Annotated in this window: 19 protein-coding genes; 8 read left to right on the forward strand and 11 right to left on the reverse strand. The window is 73.2% G+C overall.

Features of this window, described 5'->3' with window-relative positions:
* Positions 1-55: 55 nt before the first annotated feature.
* A complete protein-coding gene (locus tag ACFYPM_RS17810) occupies positions 56-925 on the reverse strand; it encodes a deoxyribonuclease IV (protein ID WP_387197660.1) in 870 nt (289 codons plus the stop codon).
* The gene (gene pknB / locus ACFYPM_RS17815) at positions 925-2,907 is read right to left on the reverse strand and encodes a Stk1 family PASTA domain-containing Ser/Thr kinase (protein ID WP_387197663.1); all 1,983 of its coding nucleotides are present in this window, start codon (positions 2,905-2,907) and stop codon (positions 925-927) included. Before pknB ends, ACFYPM_RS17810 begins: the two co-directional genes overlap by 1 nt.
* 177 nt (positions 2,908-3,084) lie before the next feature.
* Here pknB and ACFYPM_RS17820 point away from each other — a divergent pair, with 177 nt between their 5' ends.
* Entirely contained in the window at positions 3,085-3,474 is a 390-nt protein-coding gene (locus ACFYPM_RS17820) for an Rv2175c family DNA-binding protein (protein WP_357250966.1), read from the forward strand.
* Between the two features lie 142 nt (positions 3,475-3,616).
* Here the strand turns inward: ACFYPM_RS17820 and ACFYPM_RS17825 are convergent, their stop codons facing one another.
* The 3 genes from ACFYPM_RS17825 to ACFYPM_RS17835 form a co-directional block, all read right to left on the reverse strand.
* Positions 3,617-4,699, reverse strand: coding sequence for a polyprenyl synthetase family protein (locus ACFYPM_RS17825; protein WP_387197666.1), 1,083 nt, complete (start codon positions 4,697-4,699; stop codon positions 3,617-3,619).
* Positions 4,700-4,756: 57 nt separating this feature from the next.
* Positions 4,757-5,176, reverse strand: coding sequence for a helix-turn-helix domain-containing protein (locus ACFYPM_RS17830; protein WP_387197669.1), 420 nt, complete (start codon positions 5,174-5,176; stop codon positions 4,757-4,759).
* 199 nt (positions 5,177-5,375) lie between these two features.
* Positions 5,376-6,152: a GntR family transcriptional regulator gene (locus tag ACFYPM_RS17835; RefSeq protein ID WP_387197672.1), complete on the reverse strand. Its 777-nt coding sequence runs from the start codon at positions 6,150-6,152 to the stop codon at positions 5,376-5,378.
* A gap of 932 nt (positions 6,153-7,084) precedes the next feature.
* Here ACFYPM_RS17835 and metF point away from each other — a divergent pair.
* Entirely contained in the window at positions 7,085-8,002 is a 918-nt protein-coding gene (gene metF, locus ACFYPM_RS17840) for a methylenetetrahydrofolate reductase [NAD(P)H] (protein WP_357250975.1), read from the forward strand.
* A gap of 44 nt (positions 8,003-8,046) precedes the next feature.
* Positions 8,047-8,736, forward strand: coding sequence for a CDP-alcohol phosphatidyltransferase family protein (locus ACFYPM_RS17845; protein ID WP_387197675.1), 690 nt, complete (start codon positions 8,047-8,049; stop codon positions 8,734-8,736).
* 10 nt (positions 8,737-8,746) lie between these two features.
* On the opposite strand, the gene ACFYPM_RS17850 is transcribed toward ACFYPM_RS17845, so the two are convergent.
* The 6 genes from ACFYPM_RS17850 to ACFYPM_RS17875 are packed head-to-tail and all read right to left on the reverse strand — an operon-like array spanning position 8,747 to position 14,147.
* Positions 8,747-10,234, reverse strand: a complete 1,488-nt coding sequence (locus ACFYPM_RS17850; protein ID WP_387197678.1) for a phytoene desaturase family protein — start codon at positions 10,232-10,234, stop codon at positions 8,747-8,749.
* Between the two features lie 11 nt (positions 10,235-10,245).
* A complete protein-coding gene (locus tag ACFYPM_RS17855; protein ID WP_387197681.1) occupies positions 10,246-11,370 on the reverse strand; it encodes a glycosyltransferase in 1,125 nt (374 codons plus the stop codon).
* Positions 11,367-12,287: a carotenoid biosynthesis protein gene (locus ACFYPM_RS17860; RefSeq protein ID WP_387197684.1), complete on the reverse strand. Its 921-nt coding sequence runs from the start codon at positions 12,285-12,287 to the stop codon at positions 11,367-11,369. The genes ACFYPM_RS17855 and ACFYPM_RS17860 overlap by 4 nt, the downstream gene beginning before the upstream one ends.
* Positions 12,284-12,835, reverse strand: a complete 552-nt coding sequence (locus ACFYPM_RS17865) for a GNAT family N-acetyltransferase (protein ID WP_387197686.1) — start codon at positions 12,833-12,835, stop codon at positions 12,284-12,286. Before ACFYPM_RS17865 ends, ACFYPM_RS17860 begins: the two co-directional genes overlap by 4 nt.
* Complete coding sequence (locus ACFYPM_RS17870) at positions 12,832-13,602, reverse strand: monooxygenase (RefSeq protein WP_387197688.1); 771 nt, start codon at positions 13,600-13,602, stop codon at positions 12,832-12,834. The genes ACFYPM_RS17865 and ACFYPM_RS17870 overlap by 4 nt, the downstream gene beginning before the upstream one ends.
* A gap of 56 nt (positions 13,603-13,658) precedes the next feature.
* Entirely contained in the window at positions 13,659-14,147 is a 489-nt protein-coding gene (locus ACFYPM_RS17875; protein ID WP_387197690.1) for a YbaK/EbsC family protein, read from the reverse strand.
* 444 nt (positions 14,148-14,591) lie between these two features.
* Here ACFYPM_RS17875 and ACFYPM_RS17880 point away from each other — a divergent pair, with 444 nt between their 5' ends.
* The 5 genes from ACFYPM_RS17880 (at position 14,592) to ACFYPM_RS17900 (ending at position 21,391) form a co-directional block, all read left to right on the forward strand.
* The gene (locus tag ACFYPM_RS17880; protein WP_387197693.1) at positions 14,592-15,041 is read left to right on the forward strand and encodes an SAV_6107 family HEPN domain-containing protein; all 450 of its coding nucleotides are present in this window, start codon (positions 14,592-14,594) and stop codon (positions 15,039-15,041) included.
* Positions 15,042-15,152: 111 nt separating this feature from the next.
* On the forward strand, positions 15,153-15,878 hold the full coding sequence (locus ACFYPM_RS17885) for a hypothetical protein (RefSeq protein WP_387197696.1): 726 nt from the start codon (positions 15,153-15,155) through the stop codon (positions 15,876-15,878).
* On the forward strand, positions 15,875-17,632 hold the full coding sequence (locus ACFYPM_RS17890) for a DNA polymerase Y family protein (RefSeq protein ID WP_387197699.1): 1,758 nt from the start codon (positions 15,875-15,877) through the stop codon (positions 17,630-17,632). Before ACFYPM_RS17885 ends, ACFYPM_RS17890 begins: the two co-directional genes overlap by 4 nt.
* Before the next feature lie 123 nt (positions 17,633-17,755).
* Positions 17,756-21,121, forward strand: coding sequence for an error-prone DNA polymerase (locus ACFYPM_RS17895; RefSeq protein WP_387197702.1), 3,366 nt, complete (start codon positions 17,756-17,758; stop codon positions 21,119-21,121).
* A 93-nt stretch (positions 21,122-21,214) separates the two neighbouring features.
* Positions 21,215-21,391 carry a hypothetical protein gene (locus tag ACFYPM_RS17900; RefSeq protein ID WP_387197705.1) on the forward strand — a complete coding sequence of 59 codons (177 nt, stop codon included), beginning with the start codon at positions 21,215-21,217 and terminating at the stop codon, positions 21,389-21,391.
* Positions 21,392-21,405: the final 14 nt, after the last annotated feature.

Here is a 21,405-nt window from a genome sequence, read left to right on the forward strand (position 1 = left end):
GCCCACCCCTGGCCCATGATCACCAGGGCGGGGCGGGGGGAGTGGAAGCCCGGCGTTAGGGGTGGGTTAGGCGGGTTAGCGTCGCGATGTCGGCGGTGTGGCCCAGCTGTTTCTCGCTGGGGGTTTCCACCACGATCGGGACGCCTGCGGTCGCCGGGTGGGTCATCAGCTCGGCGAAGGCGGGCTCGCCGATGGTGCCCTTGCCGATGTTCTCGTGCCGGTCCCGGGTGGAGCCGCACAGATCCTTCGAGTCGTTGGCGTGGACCAGCCGCAGCCGGTCCGCGCCGACCGTGGCCACCAGGGTGTCCAGGGTCGCCGTCATGCCGCCCTCGGCGGCCACGTCGTGGCCGGCGGCCCAGGCGTGGCAGGTGTCGAAGCAGACCCCGAGCATGGGGTGCCGGTCCACCGCGTCCAGGTAGGGCCCGAGCTGTTCCACCCGGGAGGCCAGTGACCGGCCGCCGCCGGCGCTCGGCTCGACGAGCAGCATCGGCCCACCGGCGTCGGCGGACCAGTCGAGAAGCGGCAGCAACTCCCGGCGGACCTGTTGCATCGCCGCCTCGGCGTGCCCCTCGTCCACCGAACTGCCCGCGTGAAAGACCACCGCCCGTGCGCCGATCGCGACGCCCCGACGCAGGGCGTGGGCCAGGGTCTGTGCCGACTTCCCGACCGTCTCCGGGGTGGGCGAGCCGAGGTTGACAAGCAGCGAGGCGTGGATGAACGCCGGAATGCCCCGCTCGGCGCAGCCGTCACGAAACAGGGCGTCCTGCACGGGGTCACCGCTGGGCAGCGCCCAGCCCCGTGAGTTGGAGACGTAGACCTGCACCACCTGGGCGCCGGTCGCGTCGACGTACGGCAGGGCGGCCTTGGCCAGCCCGCCGGAGGTCGGCGTGTGCGCGCCCACCGGACGCGAGGTGACCGCCGGCATCAGAAGCACGTGAGGGTGACCGGGGTGCCCGGCGGCACCTGCGAATTCTCGCCCGGGATCTGGATCCGGGCCACGGCGTTGGGGTTGACCACGACCGTCACCGGGAAACCCTGGCTCTCCAACGCCTGCTTGGCCTGCTGACACGGCAGGTCGATCACCCGGGGCACGACGATCGCCGCCGGGCCCTTGCTGACGTCCAGCTTGACCTGGGTGCCCTTCTCCACGCCGGCGCCGTCGGCGGGGCTCTGGCCGAGGATCTCGTCCCTGGGCTTGTCGGAGTCCTTGTAGGTCTCCGCCAGCACCAGGTTGAGCCGGGCCAGGGTGGCGCGAGCCTCGTTGAGGTTCTTGCCCACCAGGTTGGGCACCGTCACCGGTGCTCTGCCCCGGCTCAGGATGACGGTGATCTTCGCGCCGGGTTTGACCTCGGCGCCCACCTTGGGGGAGGTGTCCAGCACGACCCCGGCCGGCAGGCTGTCGTCGTAGCGGGGGGCACCCTTGGCCACCACCAGTTTCACGTTGACCAGGTCCGCCTCGGCGAGCTCGAACTCCTTGCCGATCACGTCCGGCACGGGGAAGCGTTCCGGGCCGAGAGAGAGGGTCAGGGTGATCGCGTCACCCTTGACGATCTTGGTGGAGGACGCCGGGTCCTGCTTCAGCACGCTGTCCTTCGGGGCCTGCTCGTCGAAGCGTGGCTCACCGTACTTGAGGGTGAGCCCGGCACGCTCGGCCTGCGTCTGTGCCTCGGCCTTGCTCAGGCTCACCAGCTGTGGGGCGTCCGTGTAACGGCCGACGCCGAACCACCAACCCCCGATCGCGGCCACCAGGCCGAGCGTCACCACCACGGCCGCGACGGCCAGCCGGCCGCGCGGGCTGGCCAGCAGCGTGCTGCGCAGCGCGGTGAGCCGGGATCCCAGCCCCGCTTCGGGCTCCGGGGCGGCCCGTCGCCGACCCGGCCCCTGGGCGGCGCCCTCGGGCAACCGCGCCCAGGACGGGCGGTCGGAAGGGCGGACCGTCGCGACCACCATCGTCGGCTGGGAGAGCGGCTCGCCGCTCACCGGGCGGAGCACGGCGGTGTGACTGTTGGCGTCGCCCAGGCGATCCCGGGCGACCTGCACCTCGGCCAGCAGCGCGCCGGCGTCGGCGGGCCGCGCGTTGGGATCGCGCCGAGTGGCCCGCTGCACCAGGTCGTCGAGGACCGGCGGCAGGCCGGGCACCAGCGTCGAGGGTGCCGGTACGTCCCGGTCGACGTGCTGCCAGGCGACGTCCACCGGGCGGTCCCCGTCGTACGGCACGCGGCCGGTGAGCATCTCGAACAGCACGATGCCGGCCGAGTAGACGTCGGTGCGGGGATCGGCGCGGCCCTCGGTGACCAGCTCCGGGGCGACGTACGCCACGGTGGCCATCAACTGGTTGCCCTGCTCCTCGTCGGCGCTCGCCTCGACCGCCCGGGCCAGCCCGAAGTCGGCCACCTTGACCACGCTGTCGACCAGGTTGGCCACACCGCCGGTGGGGGCCTCGGCGACCAGCACGTTCTCCGGCTTGACGTCGCGGTGCACCAGGCCGGACCGGTGTGCGGCGGCGATCGCGGCGAGCATCTGCTCGGCGATGGCCAGCGCCTCGTCCGGGTTGAGCCGGCGTCGCTCGGCCAGCACGTCGCGCAGCGTACGGCCGCGGACGTACTCCATCACCAGGTACGGCAGACCGGCGTGCGTGCCCTGGTCGTAGACCGCCACCACGTTCGGGTGGGTCAGCCGGGCGATGGTCTTCGCCTCGTCGGTGAACCGGGCCACGAAGTTGGCGATCCGTGCCCTGGCCTCGGGGGCCTGGGTCGGATGGATGATCTTTACAGCGACGGTGCGCTCAAGGCGCTCGTCGGTGGCGGTGTACACGGTCGCCATGCCACCACGGGCCACGCGACCGCGAATGCGGTAGCGCCCGTCGATCAGCGAGCCCAGCAACGTGTCGGCGACCTGAGTGTCCATCGGCAGGGAGTCTATGTGTCCAGGGGGTGAAGGTTGAACAGGATGCTACAGCCGGACGTCGAACGGGTCCGTCCCGCTGCGCTCACCGCTGCCTTATCCGCGGGTCAGCGGCGCCACGAGAGCGGTCGTCCGGGGTGCCGGTGGCCCGTCGCGACGGTGGCGTGGCAGGGTGGTCGGGTGACCGAACCCGTACCCGACCAGGCCGTGCCCAGCCTGGAACTCGCCGGACCCGCCGACCCGGCCGGCTGGCTGACCCTGCCCGACGTCGCCGAGCGCCTCGACGTGTCGATCAGCAAGGTGCACCAGATGATCCGTGACCGGGAGTTGCTGGCGGTCCGCCGCGACGGCATCCGCCGCATCCCGGCGGACCTGGTCGCCAACGAGACCGCGCTCAAGCACCTGCCCGGCGTGCTCAACCTGCTCACCGACAACGGCTACGACGACGAGGCCGCCCTGCGCTGGCTGTACGAGCCGGACGACACCCTCCCCGGCAACACGCCGGCCGCAGCCCTCTCCGGCGACCAGGCCCGCGAAGTAAAACGCCGAGCCCAAGCCCTGGGCTTCTAGCCCTCCACCCCCGGCCGCCCCGGCCGTTTCTATGCGTCGATCATGAGGTTATTGCCACGACAGGCCGAGGCGAGTGGCGATGACTCCGTGATCGACGCGCAGGAACGGGCCAGGGGCGGGGACGCAGGGGCGGGGGCCGGGGTTAGTCGGCTCGGCGGGTTGCGGCTATGGCCAGGTCTACCAGGGCCTGGCGGGCCTCGGTGTCCAGGTCGACGGCGGTCAGGGCCGTCAGCGCGGCGTCGGTCAGCGTGACGATCCGCTGCTCGGTGCGGGCCAACGCCCCGCTCGCGGTGATCAGCTCGCGGAGCCGAGCCACTCCCCGCTCGTCCAGCTCAGGGTCGCCGAGTTGGCCCAGCAGCAGCTCACGCCCGGCGTCGTCGGTGGCCTCCACGGCCGCCGCCACCAGGTAGGTGCGCTTGCCCTCGCGCAGGTCGTCCCCGGCCGGCTTGCCGGTCAGCGCCGGATCACCGAAGACACCCAGCACGTCGTCGCGGAGCTGGAACGCCTCACCCAGCGGCAGCCCGTACGCCGAGTAGCACGCCCGTACGTCGGCCGTCGCGTCGGCCAGCGCGGCGCCGAGCAGCAGCGGCCGCTCGACGGTGTACTTCGCCGACTTGTACCGGGCGACCTTGCTGGCCCGTTCCACCGAGGTGTCGCCGGTGACCTGCGTCAGCACGTCGAGGTACTGCCCGACGGTGACCTCGGTGCGCATCTCGTCGAAGACCGGTCGGGCCCGCGCCAACGACCACAGGTCCAGCCCCGCGGAGTGCAGCAGCTCGTCGGACCAGACCAGGCACAGGTCGCCGAGCAGGATGGCGGCGGCGTCGCCGAAGCCGTCCGGGTCACCGCCCCAGCCGGCCTCCCGGTGCCGTGCGGCGAACCGCCGGTGCACCGCGGGCTCGCCGCGTCGGGTGTCGGAGCGGTCCATCAGGTCGTCGTGGATCAGGGCGCTGGCCTGGACGAACTCCAGCGCGGCCAGGGCGGTGAGCACCTGGTCGCCGTCGAGCCCGCCCGCGCCCCGAAACCCCCAGTACGCGAATGCCGGGCGAAGCCGCTTGCCGCCGCCGAGCACGAAAGCCTCGATCGCCTCGGCCACCGGGGCCAGGGCGTCGTCCACGGCAGCGAGTCGTACGCGTTGGCCGGTCAGGAACTCGCTGAGGGCTTTGTCGATGCGCTGCCGTAGGCCGGCGCGGTCGACGGGAGAGACGGGGGCAGCGTGGGTCACGTACCGACGCTAGCCGGTCGCCCCGGTCCGCGCCCCAGTGCCACGCTTAGGCCTGTGTCAAAGCCCCTGGCCGGACCGCCGCCTGGCCTCCGCCTCGGTTCGACCGAGGACTGTGACGCAGGCCCTGGTCCCGTCGGTGCGACCGGGACCGGTGCGCCCCGCCGGTCGCGTGCCGGCCGCCGCCGTGCGGCCCGGTCCGGGGGCGCGCGTCGAGCCGGCCCGGCGGGTGCCCGCGGCGGCCTCGGTGAGGGTCACCAGCGGCACGTCCAGGACGACGGCGAGCCAGCCCAGCCAGAACCCACCGGGAACACGACGCTGTCGTTCCCACCGGGACACCTCGTGCCGGCTCAACGTCGGCACCCCGGCGGCGGCGCACAACTCGGCGGCGGCGCGCTGCTGGCTCCAGCCACGGGCCAGCCGGCACCGGGCCAGCAGCGGGCCGAGCTGCGTCGGGCGCGACGATCGGGGCGCGGTCATGGGTCCTCCTGGCGGGCGTCGGCGGTGACGACCCCGCCCGGACGGACCGGTGTCACCGCGTGGTACTGACCCCCGCGCGGGATCTGGGCGCCGCCCCCGCCGCCCTCCCACGCCACCCATTCCTACCTCCGGGGTACGACGCCTTCCGCCCGCCGGACAGCGCGGCACTGTCCGCGAGGTGAAAAACGTCAGGAGCGGCTCAAGTAAGATCAATCCAATAGTCAAGGTCGACCAGGTCGGCACGCCTCACAATGTGTGCCACCTCAACCACCCGCTCGCCAACGTACGTCTGTCGAGTGATCACTACTACGTGAACCCCGGCGGGGATGCGTAGGGCTTCAACCTCATCAGGCGAAGGCAGCCGCCATCGTGGACGTTCACGGATGCCGGTGATGGTGTGCCCGAGGCTGTAGAGCTGCGACGTGTTGCCGCCCGGCCATGGCTCCTTATCGGGATCGGCAACCGGAGTGCCAGCAACCATGTCGAGCAGTAGGCATGAGACCGACATCTGTTGCGGCGCACCATGAGTGCGAAAGAGCAGGTGACGTTCGAGCAGCATCGTGCCTGGCGCTACGCCGAACAACTCGGCTACCGCCTCAGTAGCCGACACCTCGCGAAAGTCCTTGTCCAGACTGTAGGCAGCCCAGTCGACCTGCTGATCGGCGGTGAAAGACGTCCCAAGCTCACCGCTGCGAACCTGCTCAAGCTCCTTGCGGTACCGCTCGGAGGCGAGCCTCCGCACAGGCATTACCGGCCTGGCGTAGGTGCCGCGTCCCACCTCTGTCATGACCAAGCCCTCAGACCGCAGCAGCGCCAGGGCTTCACGAACGGTTCCCCGTGCGACTGAGAAGTCGGTCATCAGGGTTGATTCACTGGGCAACAAAGAGCCAGGTGGGATCGCGCCGGCCTCGATCCGGCGGCGCAGTTCGTCGGCGACCAGCCGGTATCGGCGGGGTGGTACGTGCGGGGTAGGCACGCCCGTCACCGTACTCCCGATCTTCCTAAGTGCTCACGTGCCACGACACGAACATTACCCGTCTAGACAGGTTGCACAGACAGGTTTACGGTTGCGATGTGGCCGGCACGCAGAGTGATCTAGGGGTAGGCGCTCCGTGTCGGCCACCCAAGGACTCTCGGGAGGCAGCACCGTGCGCCGTTGGAAGTGGTTTCAGAGATCTGACGAGCCGATCGACGTTGTCGAACGCTCCGCCTATCAGCCTCTAGCGTGCGGCCCTCCCGCGTCGCGACAAAAGCCAGATGAGACCACCGGCAAGCGCCAGGCCGCGAAGCGCCGTAACCAACGAGACGGCCATCATGATGCTTGAGGAGATCAGACCAGAGCCACCGTTCTTGGTGATCATGGCTGGGTTCATCGTCGATCTACACAACCGAGCCAAATGCCCCGCTTGCCGTCCTGATGGTTCCTGCTCGAAGCTGGACGAAGCGGGGAGGACGTTGAAGATCTGGCGTGCAAGGAAGTCCCGGTGAATGCCGGTGACGTCCTGCGGCTAGACCGAGCGTGCAGCGTTCAGTTCATGCGACCCATCACCGTCCGGGTCATCAGGAAACTCGACTGGATCACCTATGACGGTTGGTGCTGGATCGACTGCTACCAGCTCGACGACACGGGCGACGCTGTCGCGCGACGCTCTCTGTTCCTGATGCCCGAGCACGTGGAGTACATCCCTTCTCCGCCGCCCAGGCCAACCCCCACCCTGCGTAAGCCGGTAATCAGAAAACCCCTGAGGGTTGGCTAGACGCCCCTCTGTGCGGCGAAGCGTCACGCCACCCCTTCCTACCTCCGGGGTACGACGCCTTCCACCCGTCGGACCCGGCAGTCGGTGCGGTAGGTGACCGCGCTGTGGAAAGCACCTGGGCCGCTGTGGCGTCGCCCGCTAGAGTCGGGTCGTGGCGCTCGGTCTTCCCTCGGTACTCCCCAATCCGCAGCCGGCGATCGGGGAGCTCATTCGTGAGCGCCAACCGACCTTCTCGTTCGAGTTCTTCCCGCCCAAGACGGAGGCGGGGGAGACGCTGCTCTGGCAGGCCATCCGCGAGCTGGAGTCGCTGCGCCCGTCATTCGTGTCGATCACCTACGGTGCGGGCGGTTCGACCCGGGACACCACCGTGTCGGTGACCGAACGGATCGCCACCGACACCACCCTGCTGCCGATGGCCCACCTGACCGCGGTCAACCACTCCGTCGCCGAGCTGCGACACGTGATCGGCCGGCTCGCCGGGGTGGGGGTGCGCAACGTGCTGGCGGTGCGCGGTGACCCGCCAGGCGACCCCGGCGGGGAGTGGGTCCGCCACGCCGAGGGCGTGGACTACGCCGAGGACCTGGTCCGCCTGGTCCGCGACGCCGGTGACTTCAGCGTGGGCGTGGCGGCCTTCCCGTACAAGCATCCCCGCTCACCCGACGTGGCCAGCGACACCGCGCACTTCGTCCGCAAGTGCCGGGCCGGCGCCGAGTTCGCGATCACGCAGATGTTCTTCGACGCCGACGACTACCTGCGGCTGCGGGACCGGGTGGCCGCCGCCGGCTGCGACACCCCGATCCTGGCCGGGGTGATGCCGGTGACCCAGATCGGCACCATCGAGCGGTCCGTGCAGCTGTCCGGCGCGCCCTTCCCGCCGGCGCTGGCGGCCCGCTTCGAGCGGGTCGCCGACGACCCGGAGGCCGTTCGCCAGCTCGGTGTCGAGCAGGCCAGCGAGATGAGCCGCCGACTGCTGGACGAGGGTGTGCCGGGCATCCACTTCATCACCCTCAACCGGTCCACCGCGACCCGTGAGGTCTGGCAGAACCTGAAGGTCGGCGCGCGGGTGTGAATGTCCCACCTGCGACACCTGATGCCCGGCACGACGGTTGATCCGTGGTGGGCACACAGCTGAACTGGGACCAGTACGCCACGGCGTGGGCGCGGTTGCACGGCGGGTTCGACCCTCGGGTCGCGGCGCCGGTGGTGCGCGCCTGGCTGCGGTTCGCCTACCACCTGGGGTACGTGCTGGGGCGGCTGCGGGTCAGCCCCACCGCGGTCACCGTGGCCGGGGTGGTGCTCTGTTTCTGCGTACCGTTGCTGGTCACCCGGCCGGGAGACGGGCCGTTCCTCGGTGCGTTGTTCGTGCTGCTCGCCGCCGTGGCGGACAGCGTGGACGGTGCGGTGGCGGTCGCCACCGGCCGCACCACCCGGCTCGGCTACGTCTACGACTCGGTCGCCGACCGGCTCGGTGAGGTGGCCTGGCTGCTGGCGTTCTGGCTGGTCGGCGCGCCGGGAGCGCTCGTCGTCGCGGGTGGCGCGCTGTCCTGGCTGCACGAGTACGTGCGGGCCCGGGCGGTCGCCGCCGGCATGCGCGACATCGGCGCGGTCACCGTCGGGGAACGCCCCACCCGGGTCTCGGTGGCGCTGGCCGGTCTGGTGGTCGCCGGGCTGGCCGGGCTGATCGAGGCGGACCTGGCCGCCGGCACCATCACCATGGCGACCGCGGTGTGGGTGCTGCTGGCCGGCTTCGGCCTCGGGCAACTGCTCTCCAGCATCCGGCGCGCCCTGCTCGACGTCGGCTGAGCGGCTGGCCCTACCAGGCGGGGCCGATCTCGTCGGCGACGATCTGCGCGGAGAGGGTCACCATCGGCAACCCGCCGCCCGGGTGGGTGGAGCCGCCCACCAGCCACAGCCCGTTCGCCGGGCCGCGGTTGGCGGGGCGGAGCAACCCGCCGGCGGTGCCGTAGATCGAACCGCCCGGCGTGCCGGTCGCCGTGCCCAGGTCGGCGGGGGTGCGGATCTCGCGGAACAGCAGCCGGTCGCGCACGTCCACGCCGCGCCGGGCCAGCACCTCCAGGATCCGGTCGGCGTACGCGTCGGCCAGGCCCGGGCGTCGCCAGTCGACCGCGCCCGCCGCGCTGCCGTGGCGGGGGGCGTTGACCAGCACGAACCACGCCTCGTGCCCGGCCGGACGGACCATCGGGTCGTCGGCCACGGTGACGAACACCGTCGGGTCGACCGCCGGCCGGGCCCGTACGCCGCGCCCGGGGTTTCCGAAGACCGCGTCGAACTCCGCGTCGTAGTCGTCCGGAAAGAAGACGGTGTGGTGGGCCAGCCCGGTGCTGCCGGAGACACCGAGCAGCAGCACGAAACCGGCGAGGCTGCGGTCGGTCAGCCCGGCCAGCCGGCGCGGGTGCGGCAGCAGGTCACGGTAGACGGTCAGCGCGTCGGTGTTGGCCACCACCACGTCGGCGGGCACCGGCGCGGTGACGCCGGCGAGGCGTACCCCGTGCACCCGGCCGCCGGTGGCATCGATCCGGGTGACCGTGGCGTCGGTCTGCACGACCACGCCGAGGTCCAGGCAGCGGGTCAGCAGCGCGTCGGCGAGGGTGCCCAGCCCACCGCGCAGGTACCAGCCACCGAAGGCCAGCTCGGCGTAGGGGACCGCGACCAGCGCGGCCGGCGCCCGGCGTGGGTCGGCGCCGGTGTAGGTGGCGTACCGGTCCAGCATCATCCGCAGCCGCGGGTCGGACAGGTGCCCGCGACCCAACCCGCGCAGGGTGCGGCCCGGGGCGATGGCGGCCAGGTCGCCGAGCCGCCAGGCCAACGACGCGAGATCGCGGGGGGAGTCGACGGTACGGCGCAGAATGTCGCGTTCGGAGGCCCGCCACACCCGTTCGGCGCGGTGCCACAGCCGCTGCCATTCGACCGCCGCCCGGTCACCGAGGGCGGCCCCGATCCGGGTGGTGAACTCCGCCGGGTCGGCACACGAGTCCAGGGTCGGGCCGCCGCCGGGAAAGACGTGCCGGACGATCGGGTCCAACGGGACCAGGTCCAGGTATTCGTCCAGCTTCGCCCCGGTCGCCTCGAACAGGTCGTGGAAGACCTGGGGCAGGGTGAGCAGGCTCGGCCCGGTGTCGAAGTGGAACCGACCGGCCGGGGTGTCGTGCGCGTACCGGCCGAGCTTGCCACCGACCGTGTCGGCGGCCTCGAAGACGGTCACCTGGTGCCCGGTGGCGGCCAGCCGGGCGGCGGTGGCGAGGCCACCCACCCCGGCGCCGACGACCACGATGCGCGCCATGCCACGCCCTCCTAGCTGACCGGGCGGCCCCGCCAGGTCAGGCGGCGTCGCTTTCGCAGATGGTACGACCGTAGGGTCAACCAACCGAGGACCACGACCGACACGGGGTGTGCGAGCGCGTCGGGCCACCACCGGCCGCCGGTCGCCCGGGCGGTGAGCACCCGTCCGGCCACTCCGAGCAGATATGCGATGAGCGCAACCACTGACACCCGGGGAGCTGTCGAGGCGAACCCCAGCGCGATCAGTGGCGGGGCGGTGTAGAGCAGCAGCAGCGCCGCCACCACGGCCGCCGCCGCGCCCGGGTGCCCGAACGACGCCCAGAGCGACTTCGCGTACCCGTCGCGCAGTTGCGGCCAGTCGTCGTACATCCGGCAGGTGGCCAGCCGGGAGCCGTCGGCCAGGGCGATCCGGCCGCCGGCGCGCTTGACCGCCCGGGCCAGCTCGACGTCCTCCAGGATCTTGTCGGCGACCGCGGCGTGCCCGCCGGCGGCGGTGTAGCCGGCCCGGTCCAGCACCAGGAACTGCCCGCCCGCCGCAGCCAGCGACGGCCGCCGCGAGCGCTCCATCGCGCGCAGCGGCAGGAAGGTCAGCCACAACCACTGCAACAGCGGCTGCACCAGCCGGTCGGCCGCCGTCGCCACCACGATCCGGGGGTACGGCGACAGCAGCGTCACGCGGGCGTCGCGTAGCTCGGTGACGGCCGCCGCCACCGCGTGCGGGGCGAGCACCACGTCGGCGTCGACGAAGACCAGCGCGGTGGCGTCCGGGTCGGCCCGGGTGGCCAACTGCCAGCAGGCGTGCGGCTTGCCCAGCCAGCCCGGCGGCGGGGCGACCCCGGTGAGCAGCGTGACGCGGGGGTCGTCGCCGACCACCGCGCGGACCACGTCGGCGGTGCCGTCGGTGGAGCCGTCGTCGAGGACCACGATGCGCAGCCCCGGCACACCGCGTTGGGCGAGCAGGGCGCGCAGGCAGGGCGTGACCCGGGTGGCCTCGTCGCGCAGCGGCAGCAGCACGGCGACCGGCTCGGCGAGGGCGTCGGGTCGGTCGGTGGGCCGGCGCAGCCAGCGGGTGGCGTTGAGCCAGGTGTGCCCGGTCAGCGCGGCGACGGCGACCAGCAGGGCGAGCAGGACGGTCATCGGGTCGCGTCGACGCCGGAGCGGTGCGGCTGGTGGTCCTCCCGGCGGATGTCCCGGCCCCGGCGGGCACGCAGCAGGGTCACCGCCAACGGGACGGCGGTCACCGACATGCCGGCGGCCCCCCAGAGCGCCGACGCGGGCAGGTCGAGGAAGACCGCGTGGGCCAGGATGCTGGAGAAGTACGTCCACAGGTAGAGCGCGGCCATCGGGTCGTCGCGCCGGTCGGTGTGCTCGGCGGCCGCCCCGGCCAGCGGACGCAGGGCGCTCATCATCAGCACCGCGAAGAGCAACCAGCCCAGGTAGTTGCTGACCGGAATGCCGGCCAGGCCGGGCAACGCCGCGGTGGCGTCCCGCCAGACCCAGTAGCCCTCGGCCACCATCTGCGGGTCGAGGAAGAGGTCCCAGGCGGCCAGCCCCACGGTGGCCAGCGCGATCCGCCGTACCCACAGCCCGGCCGACCCACCGCGGCCGGTCCACGATCCGCCGCCGTTGCCGGTCGGTGCGCCGTTGTCGCCGGCCCTCGCGCCGTTGCGGCTGGCGCGCGGCGCGCCGCCGCCGGTCAGCCGGACCGCCGCCAGCCAGGCCGGCCAGGCCATCCAGGTCCAGGCCAGCGGAATGATCAGCGGCACTCCGGCCAGCTTGGGACCCAGCTCCCCGGAGTAGTCGTAGCTGCCGAACGGCACACCGGTGGCCACCCCGATCGCCTCGATCGCGAACCCACCGCCGGTGGCCACCGCCACCAGCGCCGCCGCGACCCGCGGACCCCGGCTGAGCAGCGCGTGGCCCACCGAGAGCAGCCACCCGAGTACGACGGTGGCCACGGTGAGCCCGGCCCTGGTGGCGCCGGTGGTGAGCGGGTAGCAGATCTGGGCGAGCACCAGGACGGCGAGCAGTGTCCAGGAGATCCGCCGGGTCATGACGCCGGTGGCTCGAGCGGCAGATCCCGACCGAGTACGCCGAACGGTCGCTCGTCGCCGGGGAAGTGGAAGTTGCGCAGCACGTCGACGAAGCCGAAGCGTCGGTACAACCGCCAGGCCCGCGAGGTCTGCTCGTCGGCCTCCGGGGTGGACAGCAGCGTGGTGTCGCCCTCGGCCATGCCGAGCAGCGCGCGCAGTTGGCCGGTGCCCAGGCCGTGGCCCTGCGCCGGTGGCCGGACGTGCAACTCGACCACCTCGAAGCAGTGGGTGAGCCAGCGCGTACGGGTCGGGGTGTCCAGCGCCCGGTGCACCTGGTCGTGCCACCACTGACCGGAGGCGCCCAGGTAGCCGTAGCCGAAACCGGCGAGGTGCCCCTCGCTGGTCAGGCTGGCGACCGCCCGGAAACCCGGCCGGCGGACGTGGGTGGCGATGTAGCCGCGTCGGGCCTCGAGCAGGTCGGTGCGGTATCCCATCGCCTCGCCGTAGACGGCCACCACGTCGTCCAGCCGCCGGACGAGATCGTCCGGCGTCCAGCGCACCAACCTCATGCCCGTCCACCCTTCACCGTTTCCGGGCCACCGTCGGCGACCCACCCGAGCACCGACCGGTCGCCGACCACGTCGCGCACCTCGAACCGGGCGAACAACTCCTCGGCGTACCAGCCCGCGGTGTGGGTTCGCATGATCGCCGCCCGGTGCTCCGGGTGACGGTACGCGAACGCCACCAGGTCTGTCGGGTCGCGCCACACGCTCACCGTGCCCTGCCAACCCAGCGGTGCCTCCCCGACCCCGAACCGGGCCAGCAACCCGGGCGCGTCGCGCAGAGCGGCGGCCACCGGCGGGATCGCCCGCCAGAAGGTGGCCGCCCGGCGTACCCGCAACCGGGCCCGGGTCAGCGCCAGTACCGGGCCGGTGACCCGGCCGCCCGCGGGCTCGCCGAACGGTCGTTGACCGGACCACTCGCCCCGGCTGGTCAGCGGACGCAGGTCGACCCGGGCCTGGGCGCGGGCGATGCGGGCCCAGGCGCGGCCGACCGGCGAGTCGTCGAAGTCTGCCGCCGCGGCGGGGGAGTCCCAGACGGTCAGCGCCGCCCACCGGGTCAGGTCGGCGTCGCCGGGTCCGAAGCCGGTGCCGGTCCCGGTGCCCAGCAGCTTGCCGAACCGGACGCCCGGGTGGGTCCGCAGCCGGCGCGGGTCCACCGCCATCCGGGTCAGCGCCCGGGGCAGCGCGCCGGGGGAGGTCCGCCAGACGTGCAGGGTGACCAGCTCCGGTACGGCGCTGCCGGGCTCACCGGTTGGCTCGCTCCGCTCGCTCACGTCGCCGCTTCGCGGCGGCGCGAGCGCGTCGCCGCGGTGCCTGCTGGCTCGCTCGCTCACGCCACCTCGGCCGGGGTGCCGGCGGTGATCCGCAGCAGTTCGGCGTAGGTGGTCGGAAAGACCGCCTGCGGTACGCCACCCGCCGCCCAGATCTCGGGGTACGTCGCCAGCGCCGTGTCCACCAGGGTGCGCAGCGGGTGCGGGTGCCCGAGCGGGGCGACCCCGCCGATCGGCTGCCCGGTGTGTGTCCGGACGAACTCCGGGGTGGCCCGGCGCAGCCGGGTGACCCCGATCGACGCGGCCAGTCCGGCGGTGTCCACCCGGTGCGCGCCGGAGGTGAGCACGAGCAGCGGCGCGTCGTCCGCGTCGAAGATCAACGAGTTGGCGATCTGGCCGACCTCGACGTCGAGCGCCTCGGCGGCGGCCACCGCCGTGGGCACCGCGTCGGGCAGCAGACGGATCGTGCTGGGCTCACCGGCGCCGTCGAGCGTGCCGGCGGCGGTGAGCGCGTCCTGCACCGCCCGTACGTTCGGGTGTGGCTGCATCCCGCCATTCTTCCCGGTCCGCTGGCGCCCGGTTCAGTCGGCCGGCACGGGCGGCGCGTCACACGTTGCATTTTCGTCGGAGGGGAGGTGTACTGTCAGCAGCAGTTAGAACGAGTGTTCGATTGCCTCGAACGCCCGTTCCAACCAGCCGGAGCGCGGCGTTTCGCGGCGCCAGCTCCGGCCGGTGTGGCTCCGCGGGCCGCACCTGGGTTTCCGGGCAGTCGCGAGCCTGGTCCCGACAGGCAGGAGCGTCGCTCGCCGCCCACGACCCCCGGGCGGCGGGCGACGCACCCGCCGGTACGCCGGCCGGGTGTGGTGTGGGGAAGCGTCCACACCCGGCCGGCCACACCCGGTGCGTCTTCCTCCGCACCACCCGACCTCGGCGTCTCGTCGGTGGCATCAGCCGCCGGAGCGACGTCTCGGCCACGTGGAGGAGAGACACCCATGCCGATCAACCCGGCTCAGGCACCGACGGTGCCGGCGCACGTGCTGCCGCACCGCACCCCCGCCCAACTCCTCATGTTGGCGCGGCGCGGGCTGGTCGAGGCCGGCCAGACCCGACCCGACGGCCTGCGCTACGCGGCTGCCCACCTGGCGGCGCTGCGGGCGGCGGCTGCCCTGCTCGCCGCCCGGGCCCGGCCCGCGCCCAGTCGACGCAACCGGATCACCAGTGTCTGGGTCCTCCTCTGCGCCGTCGCTCCGGAGCTCGACGAGTGGTCCCGATTCTTCGCCGCCGGAGCCAGCAAGCGTGCCGCCGCCGAGGCCGGCATCCCCCGGGTGGTCAGCGCCCGGGAAGCCGACGACCTGCTCCGCGCCGCCGAACAGTTCGTCACGGTGGTGGAGACCGCGCTCGGCGTGGCCCACCAACCGGCCCTGGATGGCCTCGCCGCATGAGCCCGCCGTGCCACCGACCGCCCCGCGGGGGGAGCCGGGCGGGCGGTGGCACGGCGTGCCGGTCCTGAATGTGATCCACAGCAGCAGCAGCAACGACGGGGGGTTGGTCCAATGGCGGGCCGCATGGTGGTCGGTTCCGCCGCACTGGCCGATCTGGTGCGCCCGGCGAGCGCACCCGACCCGGTCGGTGGCCATCGGGTGCTGCCGGTGGCACCCGAGCTGACCGGTCTGCTGCCCAACCGAGGCCTGCGCCGGGGGAGCACCATCGCGGTCGCCGCCGGCCAGCCCCAGCGCAGCGGCGGCACCTCGCTGATGCTGGCCCTGCTCGCTGAGGCGTCCCGGGCCGGCTCGTGGTGCGCCGTGGTCGGTGTGCCGACGTTCGGTGCGGGTGCGGCCGCTGAGCTGGGCATCGCCCTGGACCGGCTGGCCCTGGTGCCGAATCCCGGCCCGGAGTGGGCCACCGTGGTCGCCGCGCTGATCGACGGGGTGGACGTCGTGGTCACCACCGTGCCGGCCACGGTCTCCGCCTCGGTCGCCACCCGGTTGGCCGCCCGGGCCCGGCAGCGCGGCAGCGTGCTCGTCCCGTACGGCCGGTGGGACGGCGCGGACGTGACACTGCGGGTGGTCCGTGGAGTGTGGGAAGGGCTCGGTCAGGGCCGGGGGCGGCTGCGCCGCCGGGAGGTCACCGTCTCGGCGCGCGGGCGCGGGGCGGCCGCCCGACCCAAGGAGATCAAGGTCTGGCTCCCGGGTGACGAGCTGACCCGGGTCATTCCCCGCACGGTGCCGTCAACCGCGGGCCGACCGGCCGCGCCGCTTGCCCTGGTCGGTCGGGGGTGACCGGTTCTCCACCACGCACCCTGCTGTTGTGGTGCCCGGACTGGCCGGTGCTCGCCGCCGAGATCGTCGACGGGGTGCCGGCGACCAGCCCGGTGGCCGTGCTGCACGCCAACCGGGTGGTCGCCTGCTCCGAGCGGGCCCGCGCCGAGGGGGTACGCCGAGGTCTGCGTAAGCGGGAGGCACAGGGTCGCTGCCCGCAACTCACCGTCGTGGAATACGACCCAGGCCGGGACGCCCGGGCGTTCGAGCCGGTGGTGGCCGCGGTGGAGGAGTTGGTCGCCGGCGTGGAGGTGGTCCGTCCGGGCGCCTGCGCGGTGGCCGCCCGGGGGCCGGGCCGCTACCTCGGTGGTGAGGAGGCGGCCGCTGAGCGGATCATCGAGCATGTCGCCCAGTCGTGCCTGGTGGAGAGTCAGGTAGGCATCGCCGACGGGGTGTTCGCGGCCGGGTTGGCCGCCCGCGCCGGCCGGGTGGTGGCACCGGGCGGGACACCGGAGTTCCTGGCCGGGTTGCCGGTCGAGGCGCTCGGCCGGTCGGCGTTGGCCGACCTGCTGCGCCGGCTGGGGGTGCGTACCCTCGGCGACTTCGCCGCGTTGCCGGCCGGCGACGTGGTGGCCCGGTTCGGGTTCGACGGAGCGTTGGCCCACCGGCTCGCTGCCGGGCGCGACCACCGACCGCTCGCCGTCCGGCAGCCACCGGCCGACCTGACGGTGACCGCCGGGTACGACGAACCGATCGACCGGGTCGACGCGGCGGCGTTCGCGGCCCGGGCGTTGGCCGAACAGTTGCACGAGGGGCTGGCCGGGCGCGGGCTGGCCTGCACCCGGCTCGGCATCGAGGCGGTCACCGAACACGGTCAGGAGTTGCACCGGGTGTGGCGGCACGATGGCCTGCTCACGGCCGCGGCCATCGCCGACCGGGTGCGCTGGCAACTCGACGGTTGGCTCTCCGGCAGCAACGGCCGTACCGGCGCACGACCGGCCCGGCCGACGGCCGGCATCATCCGGTTGCGGCTGGTCCCGGACGGGGTGATCGCCCAGGCCGGCCTGCAGGTCGGCCTGTGGGGGGAGGCCGGCGAGGAGCGGGACCGGGCACACCGGGCGTTGAGCCGCGTGCAGGGCATCCTCGGCCCGGAGGCGGTGGTCACCGCTGTGCTCGGCGGCGGTCGCTCCCCGGCCGACCAGGTGCGACTGGTGCCGTGGGGCGACGAACGTCTCCCCACCCGTCCCGGCCCGGCGCCGCTGCCCGGCGAGGCGGTCGCGCGCTCTGGTTCGGTGCCGTTGTCGGGTGAGGCGGTCGCGCGTTCTGGTTCGGTGCCGCTGGCCGGTGAGGCGGTCGCGCCGGTGCCGCTGGCCGGCGGGTCGAGCGCCAGCGGCGCTGCCCGGGCCGTCGGTGCCGGTCGGCCTGCTGCCCGCGGCACGGGCGGGGTGCCGCCGTGGCCCGGACGACTCCCGGCGCCGGCGCCGGCGGTGGTGCTGCCCAGCCCACTCGCCGCGACCGTGCACGACGCCGCCGGCGAGCCGGTGGTGATCAGCGCGCGGCTGGCGGTGAGCGCCCCACCGGCTCGGTTGGTGGTCGGCACCGGTCAGCCGGCGGAGATCGTGGGCTGGGCCGGCCCGTGGCCGGTGGACGAGCGGTGGTGGGCCCCGGCCGAGGCCCGCCGTCGGGCTCGGTTCCAGGTCAGCCTGGCCGACGGCGCCGCCCTGCTGCTGGCCGTCGAGGCCGGGCAGTGGCTGGTGGAGGCGATCTATGACTGAGCACACGTCCCCTGGCCGTGATCGACTCGACATCCTGAGAACCGCGGTGTCCCGCCTGTGCGGACCGCCCGATTTTCAGGAGGCCGAGTCGATCAAGCTCTGGCCGGGCGAGGTGGCGGCCAGGTGAGCTTCCACAACCCGAAGATGCCCTGGTCGGAGTTGGAGCGGGTGCTCTCCGGGCGGGCCGGCGGCGGGCGGTCGCGTGAGGAGCGGCACCTGCACGTGGTGGACCCGCTCGCCGTGGACGCCGACGGGGGAGACTCCCCGGCCTGGAGCCGCCACCGTGAGCCGTACCAGCCGCCGGAGCTGACCCGTCCGGACGGCGTGGTGCCCTACGCGGAGCTGCACGCGCACACCAACTTCAGCTTCCTCGACGGTGCCAGTCACCCGGAGGAACTGGCCGAGGAGGCGGCCCGGCTGGGGCTCACCGCGCTCGCCGTCACCGACCACGACGGCTTCTACGGGGTGGTCCGCTTCGCCGAGGCGGCTCGGACGCTGGGCCTGCCGACCATCTTCGGCGCGGAGCTGTCCCTCGGGCTACCCGGCCCGCAGAACGGCGAACCCGACCCACACGGCGCGCACCTGCTGGTGCTCGCGCACGGCCACGAGGGGTACGCCCGGCTGGCCACCACCATCGCCCGCGCCCAGCTACGCGGCGGGGAGAAGGGCCGCCCGGTCTACGGGGAGCTGGAGCAGGTCGCCGAAGAGCTGCGTGACCACGTGCTGGTGTTGACCGGTTGCCGCAAGGGGCACGTGCCGGGGGCGCTGCTCACCGAGGGCGTGGACGCGGCGGCGCGCGAGTTGGACCGGCTGACCGCGCTCTTCGGCGCGGAGACGGTCGCGGTGGAGCTGACCGACCACGGTCATCCCGTCGACGCCGACCGCAACGACGCGCTCGCCGAGCTGGCCGCCGCGGCCGGGCTGCCGACGGTGGCCAGCAACAACGTGCACTACGCCAGCCCCGGTCGGCGTCGGCTGGCCACCACCGTCGCCGCCGTCCGGGCCCGCCGCAGCCTGGACGAGATCGACGGCTGGCTGCCCGCCGCGGCCACCGCCCACCTGCGCAGCGGCGCGGAGATGGCGGCCCGGTTCGCCGCGTACCCGGGTGCGGTGGCGCGGGCCGCCGAGTTCGGCGCCGAGTTGGCCTTCGACCTGCAACTGGTCGCGCCGCAGTTGCCGGCGTACCCGGTGCCGCCGGGGCACACCGAGATGAGCTGGCTGCGCAAGCTGACCGCCGACGGCGCGCACGAGCGCTACGGGCCGCCGCAGGCGCACCCGGCGGCGTACGCGCAACTCGACCACGAACTCAACATGATCGAGGAGCTGGGCTTCCCCGGCTACTTCCTGGTGGTCTACGACATCGTCTTGTTCTGCCGTGAGCAGGACATCTACTGCCAGGGCCGGGGGTCGGCGGCCAACTCGGCGGTCTGCTACGCGCTGCGGATCACCAATGTGGACGCGGTCCGGCACCGGCTGCTCTTCGAGCGGTTCCTCGCCCCGGAGCGCGACGGCCCACCGGACATCGACGTGGACATCGAGTCCGACCGCCGGGAGGAGGTGATCCAGCACGTCTACACCCGCTACGGCCGGGAACACGCCGCCCAGGTCGCCAACGTCATCTCCTACCGACCCCGGTCGGCGGTGCGGGACGTGGCCAAGGCGTTCGGCTTCTCGCCCGGTCAGCAGGACGCCTGGAGCAAGCAGATCGACAGGTGGGGATCGGTCGCCACGGTCGACGTCGAGAACATCCCCGAACAGGTGGTGGAGTACGCCAACGAGTTGCAGACGTTCCCCCGGCACCTGGGCATCCACTCCGGCGGCATGGTGATCTGCGACCGGCCGGTGATCGAGGTCTGCCCGGTGGAGTGGGGGCGGATGCCTGGGCGCAGCGTGCTCCAGTGGGACAAGGACGACTGCGCGGCGGTGGGCCTGGTCAAGTTCGACCTGCTCGGGCTCGGCATGCTCTCCGCCCTGCACTACGGCTACGACATGATCGGCGAGAGCCTCGACCTCGGTGACATGACCCTGGACGACCCGGAGGTCTACGACATGCTCTGCCGGGCCGACTCGGTCGGGGTGTTCCAGGTGGAGAGCCGCGCCCAGATGGCCACCCTGCCCCGGCTCAAGCCCCGCGAGTTCTACGACCTGGTGGTCGAGGTGGCGCTGATCCGCCCCGGCCCGATCCAGGGCGGTTCGGTGCACCCGTTCATCCGGCGCAAGAACGGCCAGGAGCCGGTGACGTTCGCGCACCCGCTGATGCGCAACGCCCTGGAGAAGACCCTGGGTGTGCCGCTGTTCCAGGAGCAGCTGATGCAGCTCGCCATCGACCTGGCCGGCTTCGACGCGGCCGGGGCCGACCAGTTGCGCCGGGCGATGGGCGCGAAACGGTCGGTCGAGCGGATGACCCGCATCGCCGACCGGCTCTACGCCGGGATGGCCGAGCGGGGTATCACCGGCGAGCTGGCCGACGACGTCTACCGCAAGCTCACCGCGTTCGCCAGCTACGGCTTCCCGGAGAGCCACGCGATGAGCTTCGCCTACCTGGTCTACGCCAGCTCGTGGCTCAAGCGCTACCACCCGGCACCGTTCCTGGCCGCGCTGCTCAACGCCCAGCCGATGGGCTTCTACTCCCCGCAGACCCTGGTCGACGACGCCCGCCGGCACGGCGTGGAGGTGCGCCGGCCGGACATCAACGCCAGCGGGGCGGTGGCGGTGCTGGAGTCCACCCCGGACACCCGGTGGGGCAGCGGGCCGGGGGAGCCGCCGCACGCCTGGGGGCTGGGCGGCCCGGCCGTCCGGCTCGGCCTGTCCAGCGTACGCACCCTCGGCGCCGACGTGGCCGAGCGGATCGCGGCGGACCGGGACGCCGGTGGGCCGTACCGGGACATGTCGGATCTGGCCCGGCGGGTCGGTCTCACCGCCGCGCAACTGGAGGCGCTGGCCACCGCGGACGCCTTCGCCTGTTTCGGGCTGACCCGGCGGGAGGCGCTCTGGGCCGCCGGCGCGGCGGCCCAGGACCGGCCGGGCCGGCTGCCCGGCACGGTGACCGGCGCGGCGGCGCCCACGCTGCCCGGGATGGAGGCGGTGGACCGGCTGGTCGCCGACGTGTGGGCCACCGGGCTGTCCCCGGAGAGCCATCCGGCCCGCTTCATCCGGGGTCAGCTCGACGTGCTCGGCGCGGTGCCGATCGCCCGGCTGGGCCGGGTGGAGCCGGGGCAACGGATCCGGGTCGGCGGCATCGTCACCCACCGGCAACGTCCGGCGACCGCGGGCGGGGTCACCTTCCTCAACCTGGAGGACGAGACGGGGATGCTCAACGTCACCTGCTCGCCGGGGTTGTGGCAGCGCTACCGGCGGGTGGCCCGGACCAGCGCCGCGCTTGTGGTCCGGGGGCGGTTGCAGCGGCACGAGGGGGTGACCAACCTGGTCGCCGACCGACTGGACGCCATCGAGCCGCCGGTCAGCCCCGCCTCCCGTGACTTCCGCTGATTCAGTGATCCACATTACGGTTTCCTGGGTCGTTGGGCGGGAGAATCGTCCCGAGCGGGCAGAGCCGCCCGTGATCCGTGAGGGAGAACGACAGTGACGGGAAATCACGCGTACATCGGTGGAATCGCCAACGCCCGGCGGACCCGGCTGGGCACCGGCTGGGTGCCGTCGCACCTCGCCGACCCCCGCGAGTACGAGGTGACAAACGGTCCGGTGGCCAACGAGCGCCGGTCCCGGGCCGAGGACGAGGCCGAGGGCGCCGACTCCTGATCTACTAGGCTCGA

Origin of the sequence: Micromonospora sp. NPDC005203 (assembly GCF_042872705.1) — a bacterium.
In the GTDB taxonomy this organism is placed as follows: domain Bacteria; phylum Actinomycetota; class Actinomycetes; order Mycobacteriales; family Micromonosporaceae; genus Micromonospora.